Genomic DNA, 12,670 nt, shown 5'->3' on the forward strand with positions numbered 1-12,670 from the left:
TAGATTGATGGCCTGAATGATTGATATGGGCAGCTGTTAGTTTGCATGGGCGTTGCAATTTTGCCGGATGCCCTGATCTGGTTTATACCCCTCTCGTTTATAAAGGAATCACTATGCCTGTTGTTAATATTCAAATTACACGCGATGGCGCGACGGCTGAACAAAAAGCTGAAGTGATTGCAGGCGTGACCGATGTGTTGGTGCGCGTTTTAAATAAAGACCCGGCCACAACTTTTGTGATTATCGATGAAGTGGATACCGATAACTGGGGACATGCAGGTAAAAGCGTGACGCAATTAAGGGCTTTGGCAAAATAAGTGTGAGCGGATGTTGCTCGCTGGAGCGCCTTCAGCTGCAGTACTTATCACGATAAGACTAACCATCATCTAAACGCTTGCCTCTGGATAAATAATGCTTGATCTCTATTATTGGATGACGCCTAACGGCCATAAAGTGCGGATATTTCTGGAAGAAGCGGGTTTGGATTATCGCGTTCACCCGATCAATATCGGCAAGGGCGAGCAATTTGCGCCTGATTTTTTACGCATCGCGCCTAATAACCGTATTCCTGCGATTGTGGATCATGATCCGGCTGATGGTGGCGAAGAAATTGCGCTATTTGAATCGGGTGCAATTCTGCTTTATTTAGCAGAGAAAACCGGCCAATTTATGCCTGCAGATTTTCGCGCTAAGCAAGTCATGCAGCAGTGGCTATTCTGGCAAATGGGTGGCTTAGGCCCGATGGCAGGGCAGAACCATCATTTCTCGCTCTACGCCCCTGAAAAAATCCCTTATGCAATTAATCGCTATATCACCGAAACCACAAGGCTGTATTCGGTGCTTAATAAACATCTGGCCGATAAAGAATTTATTGCGGGTGATTATTCCATCGCCGATATAGCCTGCTACCCGTGGATTGTTCCCCATGCCCAGCAAGGGCAAAACCTGGATGATTTCCCCGCTTTAAAGCGCTGGTTTAATACGATATCAGCGCGGCCAGCGGTGCAGCGGGCCTATGCTTTGGCAAAAGAAATGAGTTAATTCTATAGGTGTTAATTCAGAGAGGCGTGAGCAAGTAAAACGACTTGTACGCGCTATACAAAATCAGAGGATGCGACGTTTTGTGTAGGAGCGGCTTTAGCCGCGAATGCTTTTATATATAGGGCTTTCGCGGCTAAAGCCGCTCCTGCGTTACAGTCCCCTGAGCTGACAGGGTTAGGGTGCCGCCATATTTTAATGCTTAATCACCCATTATTCTAAGAGGGCAATTTGAAAATTAACCCTGATCAATCTCCAGACTTATCTATTATGCTGAAGCCTGTTTCTCAAGAAAATTGGGTGGCATGTGCAAAACTAGAGCTTCTGCCTGAGCAAGCCAATCTTTTGGCGCCTAATACTAATATCTATTCAATTGCCGAATCAAAATTCGAACCGCATTATCAGCCGCGTGCGATTTGCATGGCTGATCAGGTAATTGGTTTTTTGATGTATTGCCCCGACGTTGATTTGCCAGATCCAGGCTTATATTGGCTATTTCGTTTTATGCTTGGCGCTGAATACCAGGGAAAGGGCTATGGCGCGCTAGCCATTCGCCTTGCTTTGGCAGAAATGAAATTGGCGGGTGCCCGCCGGGTAATCACCATGCATAAACCCTCAAACCAAATTGCCTCACGTCTTTATCAACGGATGGGTTTTTGTGAGGTGGGTTACGCGGACGATGGTGATGTTGAGTTGGAATTGGTTTGTTAGTTTTCAAAGTAATGGCAGAGTATAAATCTATGAACTGAGCTCTGTTTTTCTGTTTATTTATTTTACTTTTGATATTAAATTGTCAAATGCAAGTCGCACAATAATTCCTGATGAAATTGGGATTAAAAAACTTGTCAGAAATATCCATACATATTGAAATAGTAGATTTTTAAATAAATACTGATCTGGAGGTCCATATCTTGATACATAGATCGTGATAGGTATTAAGGTAATCAGCATAGACAGTAGAACAATATTATTGATTCCCTGACGCCAGTTATCTGCAGTCGCTAAAGCAGGAATAAGAGTAAGGAATATTATTAGCATAGGGTCAAAACTGTAAACCCAACTAGGGTTTTTAACAACTTTTGCATACAGAAAAATATCAGGCCAATATATCATTAGCATTGCTAAAAGAAAAGCTGAAAGGAAAATTCCTATTTTATGGCTTTGGGATGTTGGTAAATGCTGCATATAAGATGTCTCTGAATTTTGGCTGAAATTTATTATGAATAGATGATTTATAAAAAAATTAGGCTAGGTTTTTTGTTTTGATTCAAAACGAAAAAACCTGGCCGCAAGAGGTAAATATGTGACCATGTTACCTGTGGTCTGCCCCTGTTTTATTTGATTTTTGTTTATTTTTGGTACATTCATTTGCAGAAAATTCTATAACAATTGGTGCAGGTGCGTTGGTGTAATCCAATATGTACCGGGATGTGACTCCGGTAAATTGCCTGAATTCTGATACGGTGCAAAAAATATTTAGAATTTGTTCTTTAATCGTCTTTTTTGTGTTTGCAGACAATTGTTGATCTGAATCTAGTGTCAAGAATAGCTTGGTAACAATAGTGTCTGAATCATCTAAGTAAATTGATTGCGCTTGAAAGTTATCATTCATTTTAAATGGAAATTTTTTCTCAGCAATGCTGGTCATGACTGATAGTATTGAATGAAGTTTATCTTTGTTTTTTACAATATCACTCCACAAGGTCGCTTTGGCAACTATATTTTCACTTGTTATTGGTCCAAAATGTCTGGAGTCTACGCTTTGAAAACGATTATCTCCAAGTAAGTAATACTGATTGCTGCTTAGTGTGATTGATTCTTTGTCATGAAACTCAGACGTGTAAGGGTTGCTGATTATTGAGGAGATATACTCTTTTGATCTTTTTAATATGTAATCTTCTTGAATTAAAGTTTCGTTTATCTTTGCGTTGCCATTAACTATATAGATTGTTTCATTTGGGAGGCCAATTATTCTTTTTATATATAAAGAACGGGGTTGGTTGGGTGGGAAGAATATTACAATATCACCTCTTTTTGGACTGGTGTTTTCTGGGTAAATCTCTTTATAAATTAAGCTACCCTTTGGGATGGTGGGTTCCATTGATTCTGATTTTGAAGAGAAGAAGTGAGGTGCTGTTTGTTCTGGTTGACCACTAAGCGATGTTTTCGCTAGTAGCAATATTATTAATAATAAATATTTTTTCATTATGCTTGCCTGAGACATCTGATAATGCAGGGCTGCGGAAGTATTTACAGCCCTGCTCTAAGTTCTTGCTAGGGTTTACACCCCATAAAACTCAGCTCTGCGCCATCCTTGTTTTCGCCAGTGGTGGATTTTTGGCGAAGTAGCGTTTGATGCCTTTGTGCAGGGCGCCGGCCATTTTGTGCTGGTAGGCTTCGTCGATGAGCTTTTGCTCTTCCTGCGGGTTAGAGATAAAGGCGGTTTCAACCAGAATCGATGGGATGTCGGGGGCTTTGAGTACGGCGAAGCCCGCTTGCTCGATGCCTTGTTTGTGCAGGCGGTTGATATTACCGATTTCGCCCAGCATGGATTTGGCAAGCTTCATGCTGTCGTTATTGGTGGCGGTTTGGGTTAAATCCATCAGCGTGTGTGCCAGCGCTTTGTCTTTCACGTCGATTTTTACCCCGCCAATCAAATCGGCATCGTTTTGCGTTTGTGCCAGCCAGCGAGCGGCAGTGCTGGATGCGCCTTTTTCAGACAGCATAAAGACTGACGAGCCATTGGCGTCTGGCCGGGTAAAGGCATCGGCATGGATGGAAACAAATAAATCGGCCTGCACTGCGCGGGCTTTTTTAACGCGCATGCCAAGCGGCACAAAAAAGTCACCATCACGCGTGAGCACAACCCGCATATTCGGCTCGTTTTCCAGCAGGGCTTTCAGTTTTTTGGCAATCGCCAGTACCACGGTTTTTTCATGATTGCCTTCGGGGCCTACCGCACCGGGGTCTTCGCCGCCGTGGCCAGGGTCGAGCACGATGGTAATCAGCCGGTCGACTTTCATTTTGCTGCGATCAACTGTGCCGTCTTCTTCTACCTTTGTTTTGGTAGCGGGGGCGGGCGGGGCGGGCTTGATATCGCTGGTTTGATCGTCCAAAAATGCCAGAAGCGGGTCATTTTGCGATGCAGGGTAGAGATCAATCACTAAGCGATGCTTGTACTCGCCAACGGGGTTGAGTGTAAAAATCTGTGGTTTGATTTCGGTTTTTAAATCCAGCACCAGGCGCACGGTGCCGGGCTTATTGCGCGCAGCGCGCAGCTGCTGGATATAGGGGTCATCACCGCCTACTTTGCTGGCTAGGCTTTGTAATTCATTGTTGATATCAATGCCCTCCAAGTCGACCACCAGCCGTTCCGGATCTTTGAGCGAGAATTGCTTAAAGGTGAGGGGAACGGTGGATTCGATAGTGACGCGGGTATAGGCTTGAGCAGGCCAGACACGCACGGCCACTACGCTGGCAGCGGGCGCAGCAAAGCCAAAGGGGGTAACGGCCAGCAGCAGGCTGGCGCTTGCTCCCCGCAGAATATCGCGGCGTGCCAGCTGGGGCAGGTTTACTAAACCTGTTGAAGTCGATTGAGGCATGTTTGGCCTTGCTCACTAAATGCTTGGATATGGGCCATGCGGCTTTCGGACAAAGCTTCGGGCGTTAAAGTAATGATCCAGTCAGGGGTGGGTAAAAGACCTTCAGCCTTATCTGCCCATTCAATCAGGCAAATGGATTCGGGGTTGAAGTAGTCTCTAAAACCTGCATCTTCCCATTCGCTGGCATCATTAAATCTATACAAATCAAAGTGATATAAGTATAAGTTAGAAACAGTATAAGGTTCAACCAGCGTATAGGTAGGGCTTTTTACACGTCCTGCAAAACCCAGCCCGCGAAGCAGGCCCCGGCTGAGTGTGGTTTTACCTGCTCCCAGATTACCTTCTAAGAAAATCACCATGCCTGCCGCTACGCTTTGCGATAAGCGTGCGCCTAGTGCCAGCGTGGCATCCTCATCGGCTAAAAAACATTTGAAATCAGTATTGTGTGGCATGGGCTATGACATCCATTGGCTTAACGCTCATACGGTGAATTGGGGCCTAGCAGGCAAAAAACGGATGAAGCCGGTATCATCGCGGCTATGCATACGTCTCTACCTTCATTAGATTATTAAAAATTTGCTTAGCAAATTTAAATGAGTTGGCGCACGTTATAAGTAAACATAGGCTCATTGGGTAGGTGACTTCGGTATCATTATGACAACGTCTTTACAGCAATTAGATTATCAAAAACTCGCTCAGCAAATTAAAGGCTGGGCGCAAGAATTAGGTTTTGCTCGGGCTGGGATTACCGGCATCGATTTAAGCCACGCAGAAGCTGGTTTGCAAGAATGGCTGGACGCAGGCTTTCACGGCGATATGGATTATATGGCAAGGCACGGCATGAAACGTGCCAGACCTGCAGAATTACACCCCGGCACTATTTCACTTATTTCGGTTTTCCTGCCTTATTTGCCGCCTGCCGCCGCAAATTCAGAAGAAATTCTGGCGAACGGTAGCAAGGCCTATCTTTCCCGTTATGCCTTGGGGCGTGATTATCACAAGGTATTAAAGGGCCGTTTGCAGCAATTAGCAGATCGTTTGGCGGCTGAAATTGGCCCTTTCGGCCATCGGGTATTTGTGGATTCGGCTCCGGTGCTTGAGGTGGAAATCGCTCAGCAGGCAGGACAGGGGTGGCGGGGCAAACATACTTTGCTGATTAATCGCGAATATGGCTCTTACTTTTTTATTGGCGAGTTATTTACCGATTTGCCGCTGCCGCCCGATCCGCCGCAGCAAGAAGAACACTGCGGGCGCTGCACCCGCTGCATTACGGTTTGCCCAACCGGTGCCATTGTTGCGCCGTATAAAGTGGACGCACGGCGCTGTATTTCTTATTTAACCATTGAGCTAAAAGGCAGTATTCCGCTGGAGTTTCGTCCTATGCTCGGCAATCGCGTGTATGGCTGCGACGATTGCCAAATGGTCTGCCCGTGGAACCGCTTTGCGGTGGATACGAATGAAGCCGATTTTCATGTACGGCATGGCCTTGATGATGTCACGCTGGTTGAGTTGTTTGCTTGGTCTGAGGCCGATTTCAAGCAAAAAATGGCTGGCAGTGCCATTTACCGCATTGGCTACGAGCAGTGGCTTAGAAATATGGCAGTGGGCCTTGGTAATGCACCGAAGTCTGCCGGGGTGATTGCTGCACTGGCGGCTAGAGCAGATGACCCGAGTGAGCTTGTCCGGGAGCATGTCCAGTGGGCTTTGGCGCAGCATGGTATGGTTTAGCGTGTTGCGGTTTATTTTTTGCCAGAGTGGCACGTTGTTATTTATGGTTTATTTTATAGAGAAAATGATTTAATCCCTCCCCATTTTATTGTTTCGTCTTATTTAAAATGACTATGGCATTGCAAACGGCTGGCTGGATTAAATCGGGCTTTGCCACTTGCCGCATTTTATGTGCTGACCCACGCGGGGCTTTTTGCTGGAATAGTTGAATGAGATTGGGCTGCAGTGAGGCCCGCTTTTCTGTTATTGGCTTTTGCCGCTGCCAGCTGTTTCTGTATGCAACATACACTGCGGGCGGTATCAAAGGTTTCTTTGCGCTCAGTCAAGTGGATGCAGCTATCCTGAAAGCTATATTGGGAATGAGCTGATCACTCCTGAAACAGTACTGAAAGGAATTTGTGAGATGGAATCATTTAATATTGGGGAAAGAGTCTTTCATGCCGCAGATAAAGGCAGAACCATCAAGACGGCTTATACGGTTGAGGGTTTTCCTGGTAGCTCCGAGGAGCTGGAAGATCCAGTTCTGTGCAAATTTCATGTGGGCCAGCATCAGTTCCTGGCTGTTTTTCAGGCTACCGATCTGTCTCATAAATAACTGAGATCACTTTGCATATCTGAAGCCACCCAAAGCGGTGGCTTTTTGTTGAATAAGCTGGCCGTATTTAATCAGTTTAATTTCTTTGACCTGTATATTCGATTAATCTGATATACCCGTGGCATTAAAAGTACATGGCTTAAATATAATTAATCTATTTCTTGGTAAACGCGGGTGTTTACGAAATCATAAAACAGCTTTTTTATCCTGTGCAGGGCCGCAAATATTTGAATGACGGTGTGTGGTTTTTTTGTTAAAAATGCAATACTTGCATTGTTTTTTTGTAAGCAAGGCATTAATTGGCCTTCTGTCTTTAAAATGCTTGGGTTTTATGTGGCTATTTTGGCGATGTGCACGAATAAAGTTAAAGAAGACGGATTGTTTAGTTAAAATGGCGGCATAAATTGATTGAATCAGGGAATAGAGCGGATTATGCAAATTGTTACGTGGAATGTGAATAGCCTTAAAGTGCGCTTGCCTCAGGTGCTGGAATGGCTGGCCGCCAATCCGGACGTCACGGCACTTTGCCTGCAGGAAACCAAAATGGAAGACGTTAATTTTCCAAGGGCAGAGATCGAAGCTGCGGGTTTTCATGTGGTGTTTGCTGGGCAAAAAACATATAACGGCGTGGCGATTATTGCGCGGGAAGCTTTAAGTGATGTGGTCGTGAATATCCCCGGCTTTGATGATCATCAGGTTCGCCTTATTGCCGCAACAGTAAAAGGAGTACGCCTTGTTTGCGCCTATATTCCTAATGGGCAATCACTGGATTCAGAAAAGTATCCGTATAAATTAGCATGGCTAGAGGCGTTGACTCAATGGCTGAAAACTGAAATGGCCAGCCATGAAAAATTAGCTTTGCTAGGGGATTATAATATTGCTCCGCTGGATATTGATGTGCATGATCCGGCTAAATGGGTGGGGCAGGTTTTGGTGTCAGAGCCTGAGCGTGCCGCTTTTCAGGCCTTGCTGGATTTAGGTTTAACAGATTCATATCGCTTATTTGATCAGCCGGAAAAATCTTTTTCATGGTGGGATTATCGCGGTTTTGGTTTTAGAAAAAATGCCGGCATGCGAATTGATCATATTTTATTGTCAGAAAAACTAGTGCCTTTATGCAGTGCTTGCGTGATTGACCGTGAGCCTAGAAAAAATGAGCGCCCATCCGATCACACGCCTGTGATTGCAAGTCTCGCGATCTGATGAATCAATTAAATAATCTCTGGGGAATTTTGAATGGATAAAGCGAAGTTATTGTCAGGAAGCAGTTTATTTTGTGATTTAAGCTACGCAGAATTGACTGAACTGGCTACCCAGACTGAATTGCGCAGCTTACGTGCCAAGCAAATGGTGGTGGTACAGGGCTCAGTAGGTGATGAGATGTTTGCTGTTTTGCATGGCCGTTTAAAGGTGGTGCGCAGCAGCGATGAAGGCAAAGAGGCCACCATTTGTATTCTGGAAGCCGGAGAAATGTTTGGTGAGATTGCCATGCTCGATGGTGGCTTGCGAACCGCAACGGTAGAAACCTTAGAGCCGTGTGAGCTTTTGGTGTTGCGCCGTGATGTTGTGATGCAGCATTTAGAGCGCCATCCCAAGGTGATGCACCAAATGATTGCTGCGCTTTGCCAGCGCTTACGTAATGTGGATGATTTTTTACAAGACACTCTGTTTTTGAATTTACCTCAGCGGCTGGGAAAAACGTTGAAGCAGCTGGCAAATCAGCATGGGATAAATGATGAAAATGGTGTGCTGATTGATTTAAAGCTGACTCAGCAGGAGCTGGCCAATATGGTGGGCTCAAGCCGTGAAAGTGTGAATAAACAGCTGAGCGCATGGATGGAATACGGCTGGGTGCAGATGGATATGGGCTTTATTCGCCTAGTGCAAATGGATCAGCTGCCAGGCCATCCTTATTTTCATTAAGCAGTAAAAAGGGCTGGGAATCACCCAGGCCCTTTTTTTATTTTTCAGCTAGCTTAGTGCCCGTATCCGTATAGGCGTAGTAATTTTTCCAGGCGCCATATACTAAATTTGGATATTCGGCACGGCCAAGGCTGCCGTTATAGCGGCCCAGTGCCCTGAAATAATCGCCGTTTTCCATATCTAAATAGTGGCGCAAAATCGTGCAGCCATAGCGCAAATTAGTATTCATATCGAATAAATTGTGCCCGCTGCTGCCGATTGATCTTTGCCAGAAAGGCATGACCTGCATTAAGCCCCTTGCACCGACCACTGATAATGCATAGCGGTTAAAACCACTTTCTACATGCACGAGGCCTAAGACGAGCTGCGGGTCTAGCCCTGCACGGCTGGCTTCGTAATGAATGGCGGTGAGCAGTGTACGGCGGATAAATTCATCCGGGATGCGTTTGGCGAGGCGGGCAGACATCGCCGCCAGCCAGGCTTCGCCTTCTGCAGGATTAGCAAAGACGAGTCTAGGCGATTGCCCGTCATTAATCGATCTTTGCATTGCGGTTTGGACATTGGAGGACAGCTGTTCTTCTTTTTGCGCACCTGCAAAGGCAAAGCTGCAAAAAAACAAGCCTATTAAAAAGGAGTAGCGCATGAGCTTTTTTCTTTGGAATCAGCTTGGAATGTAGCTTTATCGATTGCTTTGGTCAAACTTTAGCGTTAATCAATTTAACGGCGAGGGGTTTGCCGTTTTCGGCAAGCGCGATTAAACGATCAATATTAGGGTGTTTACCGGGAAATGCTTGGGCATCGCTGCTGTGCTCTGCATACAGGCGCAGGCCTTTTGCGGCCGCTACGGCGTTGATTGCGCCAAACTCCTGATAAAGCGCGTGATAAACCCGTACGCTGCCTGCCTGGCCGGGCTTGTTTTCAATGCGTGCCACCAGCGTTTCGCCATCAAGCAGCTCAAGTGCGGACAAGTGATCAATAAGGGGCAAGCTGGCAAGTACGTCGGCAAAAAGCATGGGGTATCCTTACGTGTGAGTGACATATCAGGTTTTTTTACGCATGGCTGCAAGGGATGCGTGGGCACTAAAAAGTGCCCACCCGGATATTACAGTATCTTGCCAGCCTGTTTAAGGGATTAAAGGCTGGCAAAAATCAGGCTTATAGCTCGTCAAATGACGCGTCATTAGGGCCTAATTTTTGTGGGTGTACCCAGCTGATATCACGTAGGCTGTGTTGTATTTGCTGGTCTACGCCCAGCAGCTTGGCAAAAACCGCCATGCGTACCGGTACGCCATTATCTGTCTGGCGGAAAATAGCCAGCCTTGGGTCATGGTTTAAATCGGTAGATAAGTCATTTGCGCCAGGGCGGCTGTCTCTGGGGAGCGGGTGCATCACGATCACATCGGGTTTGCAAAAGGTATCGACTGCCCGCAGATTAATCTGGAAGTTTTCACCATAGCCTTCCATGACTTCGCCCTGCATCCGCTCTTTTTGCACGCGGGTTGCGTAAATCACATCGGCTCCGGCAAGCCCGCTGGCCAGATTGTCGGTGCACTCAATAACATTGCCATTGCGGCTGGCCGCATCCAGAATGCTGGCAGGCATTTCCAGCCCGGTTGGGGCGAGTAGCGTTATTTTCAGCCCCTGATAAAGGCCCAGTAATTTTGCTAATGAATGGGCTGCCCGGCCATGTTTTAAATCGCCCACTAGGGCAATGTGGCTGCCATCAATCAATTTATTGAGGCGTGAAAACTCGCGCTCCATGGTGTAGAGATCAAGCAGGGCTTGGGTGGGGTGCTCGCCGGGGCCATCGCCACCGTTGATGATGGGAATATTGCTGGCCTCTGCAAACTCGGCCACCGCACCTTGCTCGGGGTGGCGCACTACAATCACATCGGCGTAACCACTGACTACACGGCTGGTGTCATAAATGGATTCGCCCTTGGCCATCGATGAAAAAGTAAAGCCGGTAGTATCGCAAACCGAGCCGCCCAGCCTGCAGAATGCTGCGCCAAAGCTGATGCGAGTGCGGGTGCTGGCTTCAAAAAATAGATTGGCAAGCACAGCCCCTTCAAGCACGCGGCAGGTTTTTTGCCTGCGGGCAACGGGTTGCATGATATCTGCAATGCGAAACAGATCTTCTACGGATTCCCGGGAAAATTGCTCAACAGACAGCAGGTGGGGTGCCCAGTTTGCCGTACTGACATGGTGTGCAGGCGCAACTTTTGTATTCTGGCTGAGAATTTCAGCCAGAAAGCGCTCAACAATGGTGGGCATACTGCGGTGTTCATTTGAATGATCAGGCAGTAGCCAGCTGTCTAAAGCGCGGCGGCTTACACCGAGGCGCTCGGTAAGCGCATCACGGGTGAGGTTGAGCAGACGCATGGCATCGCGAAGGATTGTTTGTTGAGCGGATTGCATATTGGCACCTTATCTACACGTTGTGTGGATTGTGTGCTCTTTTTTAATGGCGTGCAATACGCTTTGTGTCGGATTATTGATGTGTGTTAATTGGTGGTGTATATATTTTAACTGTGGTGGGGCCGGTACGAAGAAAACAGCAGCAGGATTTGTGTAAGTACTCAGGCTCCGGCTGCATCGCTCCCCCAGACGTCTTCCATGGGTACGAGGCCGGCAATGCGCTGGCTTTCGATGACACCAATAATGCTGAAATCGATATCTTCGCTGTCTCTTTCAACAATATCGACTAAGGGCTGCCATTGTTTATTAAAAATGGCGGCAACAATTGGGGTTTGCTCGCTCACGCCAGGGCGTTTGACAATGCCCACTTCGCCATTGAGCAGCTGCACTACTGCGCCAGGGGGATAAAGCCCCATCGTTTGAGTAAACAGGCGGCCCAGTTTGACATCAATGCTATTGGCAGAGCCGGTAAGTGAGGTGAGCAAAGCCAGATCAGACAGTTGCCCACGCCGCCATGCATTGCGGGTCAGCATGGCGCAATAGCGGTCGGCAATGCCGATCAGACGCGCTTCAAAGTGAATGGCATCGCCAGACAATTGCTGAGGGTAGCCACTGCCATCAGGGATTTCATGGTGTTGTAAAACATAATCTAGCCAGAGCGGATCGGTTACACCCAGTCTGCGTAGTGTATCTCTGCCTTCCACCGGGTGAACCTGCATCAGCAGTCTTTGCTCTTCGCTCAGCGGGCCGGATTGGGTGGATAGTTTTTCCTGTATGGCATACATGCCAATATTCATGGTTAAGGCTGCAGCAACAACAGATCGCCGCTCTGTAGGCGAGCGGCCTAAATCGCGCAAGGCAAGCTCTACCACGCAGGCCACATTAATGGCGTGCCGGATAGCGTAAGTGCCGTCCTGACGCAGCATAATCATGCCAATCACAACATTACGGTTCAGATCGCAAGCACGGCCTAGGTGATCCACAATGGTGCCAATATGGGCAGGGAATACGCCGGCATAGCTTTCAGCTTTCGATAAAATTCGATCCAGTGCAGCCCTGGATTCAAATACGAACCGGGGGGCAGAGGGTGGGCGTGAGACTTTCTGTCCGCCAGAGCGGGGGGATGTGGCCATGCAAAGCTCCGTATATATCCTTGTCATTTTAGCTGAATAAATAGCAAGGAGAAGGCATGCAATGATACAAGCGGGATGTTTATTTAAAATTAACTTTTATTCGGTGTGAAAACTGAGGTGCAAATGCTTTAGATATCAAAGGTATTGCCTTTAAACCGGCACTTTATATAGATTATTTTTGTTATACATAAAAATGGCTACAGTATCAGTCTCTGCAGCCATTATGTTGCAAT

Annotated in this window: 15 protein-coding genes; 7 read left to right on the plus strand and 8 right to left on the minus strand. The window is 46.9% G+C overall.

Annotated features, from left to right (window positions below):
- Positions 1-113 precede the first annotated feature (113 nt).
- From DYD62_RS02955 to DYD62_RS02965, 3 genes are all read left to right on the plus strand, one after another.
- Complete coding sequence (locus DYD62_RS02955; protein WP_099397430.1) at positions 114-317, plus strand: tautomerase family protein; 204 nt, start codon at positions 114-116, stop codon at positions 315-317.
- A gap of 94 nt (positions 318-411) precedes the next feature.
- Positions 412-1,041 (plus strand): glutathione binding-like protein, encoded by a 630-nt coding sequence (locus DYD62_RS02960; RefSeq protein ID WP_115226004.1) that lies wholly within the window; start codon positions 412-414, stop codon positions 1,039-1,041.
- A 228-nt stretch (positions 1,042-1,269) separates the two neighbouring features.
- A complete protein-coding gene (locus DYD62_RS02965; RefSeq protein WP_207916284.1) occupies positions 1,270-1,749 on the plus strand; it encodes a GNAT family N-acetyltransferase in 480 nt (159 codons plus the stop codon).
- A gap of 57 nt (positions 1,750-1,806) precedes the next feature.
- Here DYD62_RS02965 and DYD62_RS02970 read toward each other — a convergent pair whose 3' ends face one another.
- From DYD62_RS02970 to tsaE, 4 genes are all read right to left on the minus strand, one after another.
- Entirely contained in the window at positions 1,807-2,223 is a 417-nt protein-coding gene (locus DYD62_RS02970) for a hypothetical protein (RefSeq protein WP_132038602.1), read from the minus strand.
- A gap of 127 nt (positions 2,224-2,350) precedes the next feature.
- Entirely contained in the window at positions 2,351-3,244 is an 894-nt protein-coding gene (gene lepB / locus DYD62_RS02975) for a signal peptidase I (RefSeq protein WP_165928589.1), read from the minus strand.
- A 91-nt stretch (positions 3,245-3,335) separates the two neighbouring features.
- Complete coding sequence (locus tag DYD62_RS02980) at positions 3,336-4,640, minus strand: N-acetylmuramoyl-L-alanine amidase (protein WP_115226007.1); 1,305 nt, start codon at positions 4,638-4,640, stop codon at positions 3,336-3,338.
- Entirely contained in the window at positions 4,613-5,092 is a 480-nt protein-coding gene (tsaE, locus tag DYD62_RS02985; protein ID WP_115226008.1) for a tRNA (adenosine(37)-N6)-threonylcarbamoyltransferase complex ATPase subunit type 1 TsaE, read from the minus strand. Before tsaE ends, DYD62_RS02980 begins: the two co-directional genes overlap by 28 nt.
- 202 nt (positions 5,093-5,294) lie before the next feature.
- Between tsaE and queG the strand changes: the two genes are divergently transcribed.
- The 4 genes from queG to DYD62_RS03010 all read left to right on the plus strand — a co-directional run bounded on the left by queG (position 5,295) and on the right by DYD62_RS03010 (position 8,886).
- The gene (gene queG / locus DYD62_RS02990) at positions 5,295-6,368 is read left to right on the plus strand and encodes a tRNA epoxyqueuosine(34) reductase QueG (RefSeq protein ID WP_115226009.1); all 1,074 of its coding nucleotides are present in this window, start codon (positions 5,295-5,297) and stop codon (positions 6,366-6,368) included.
- A gap of 403 nt (positions 6,369-6,771) precedes the next feature.
- Positions 6,772-6,963: a hypothetical protein gene (locus DYD62_RS02995; RefSeq protein ID WP_115226010.1), complete on the plus strand. Its 192-nt coding sequence runs from the start codon at positions 6,772-6,774 to the stop codon at positions 6,961-6,963.
- 432 nt (positions 6,964-7,395) lie between these two features.
- Entirely contained in the window at positions 7,396-8,166 is a 771-nt protein-coding gene (xth, locus tag DYD62_RS03005; protein WP_115226012.1) for an exodeoxyribonuclease III, read from the plus strand.
- A gap of 33 nt (positions 8,167-8,199) precedes the next feature.
- A complete protein-coding gene (locus DYD62_RS03010; protein WP_115226013.1) occupies positions 8,200-8,886 on the plus strand; it encodes a Crp/Fnr family transcriptional regulator in 687 nt (228 codons plus the stop codon).
- Positions 8,887-8,923: 37 nt separating this feature from the next.
- Here DYD62_RS03010 and DYD62_RS03015 read toward each other — a convergent pair whose 3' ends face one another.
- The 4 genes from DYD62_RS03015 to DYD62_RS03030 all read right to left on the minus strand — a co-directional run bounded on the left by DYD62_RS03015 (position 8,924) and on the right by DYD62_RS03030 (position 12,437).
- Positions 8,924-9,529, minus strand: a complete 606-nt coding sequence (locus tag DYD62_RS03015; protein WP_099397396.1) for a lytic transglycosylase domain-containing protein — start codon at positions 9,527-9,529, stop codon at positions 8,924-8,926.
- A 52-nt stretch (positions 9,530-9,581) separates the two neighbouring features.
- Entirely contained in the window at positions 9,582-9,899 is a 318-nt protein-coding gene (locus tag DYD62_RS03020) for a DUF2322 family protein (protein ID WP_115226014.1), read from the minus strand.
- Between the two features lie 142 nt (positions 9,900-10,041).
- On the minus strand, positions 10,042-11,304 hold the full coding sequence (locus DYD62_RS03025) for an aspartate carbamoyltransferase (protein ID WP_115226015.1): 1,263 nt from the start codon (positions 11,302-11,304) through the stop codon (positions 10,042-10,044).
- Between the two features lie 161 nt (positions 11,305-11,465).
- Entirely contained in the window at positions 11,466-12,437 is a 972-nt protein-coding gene (locus tag DYD62_RS03030; protein WP_165928590.1) for an HD-GYP domain-containing protein, read from the minus strand.
- Positions 12,438-12,670: the final 233 nt, after the last annotated feature.

It is taken from the genome of Iodobacter fluviatilis (assembly GCF_900451195.1).
GTDB classification, from domain to species: domain Bacteria; phylum Pseudomonadota; class Gammaproteobacteria; order Burkholderiales; family Chitinibacteraceae; genus Iodobacter; species Iodobacter fluviatilis.

What these genes read in the sequence shown, in the direction of transcription:
- DYD62_RS03010 (WP_115226013.1), top strand. Translation starts at nt 8,200, where the DNA reads ATGGATAAAGCGAAGTTATTGTCAGGAAGCAGTTTATTTTGTGATTTA.
- DYD62_RS03025 (WP_115226015.1), bottom strand. Translation starts at nt 11,304, where the DNA reads ATGCAATCCGCTCAACAAACAATCCTTCGCGATGCCATGCGTCTGCTC.
- DYD62_RS03015 (WP_099397396.1), bottom strand. Translation starts at nt 9,529, where the DNA reads ATGCGCTACTCCTTTTTAATAGGCTTGTTTTTTTGCAGCTTTGCCTTT.
- DYD62_RS02995 (WP_115226010.1), top strand. Translation starts at nt 6,772, where the DNA reads ATGGAATCATTTAATATTGGGGAAAGAGTCTTTCATGCCGCAGATAAA.
- DYD62_RS02980 (WP_115226007.1), bottom strand. Translation starts at nt 4,640, where the DNA reads ATGCCTCAATCGACTTCAACAGGTTTAGTAAACCTGCCCCAGCTGGCA.
- tsaE (WP_115226008.1), bottom strand. Translation starts at nt 5,092, where the DNA reads ATGCCACACAATACTGATTTCAAATGTTTTTTAGCCGATGAGGATGCC.
- xth (WP_115226012.1), top strand. Translation starts at nt 7,396, where the DNA reads ATGCAAATTGTTACGTGGAATGTGAATAGCCTTAAAGTGCGCTTGCCT.
- lepB (WP_165928589.1), bottom strand. Translation starts at nt 3,244, where the DNA reads ATGAAAAAATATTTATTATTAATAATATTGCTACTAGCGAAAACATCG.
- queG (WP_115226009.1), top strand. Translation starts at nt 5,295, where the DNA reads ATGACAACGTCTTTACAGCAATTAGATTATCAAAAACTCGCTCAGCAA.
- DYD62_RS02960 (WP_115226004.1), top strand. Translation starts at nt 412, where the DNA reads ATGCTTGATCTCTATTATTGGATGACGCCTAACGGCCATAAAGTGCGG.
- DYD62_RS03030 (WP_165928590.1), bottom strand. Translation starts at nt 12,437, where the DNA reads ATGGCCACATCCCCCCGCTCTGGCGGACAGAAAGTCTCACGCCCACCC.
- DYD62_RS02955 (WP_099397430.1), top strand. Translation starts at nt 114, where the DNA reads ATGCCTGTTGTTAATATTCAAATTACACGCGATGGCGCGACGGCTGAA.
- DYD62_RS03020 (WP_115226014.1), bottom strand. Translation starts at nt 9,899, where the DNA reads ATGCTTTTTGCCGACGTACTTGCCAGCTTGCCCCTTATTGATCACTTG.
- DYD62_RS02970 (WP_132038602.1), bottom strand. Translation starts at nt 2,223, where the DNA reads ATGCAGCATTTACCAACATCCCAAAGCCATAAAATAGGAATTTTCCTT.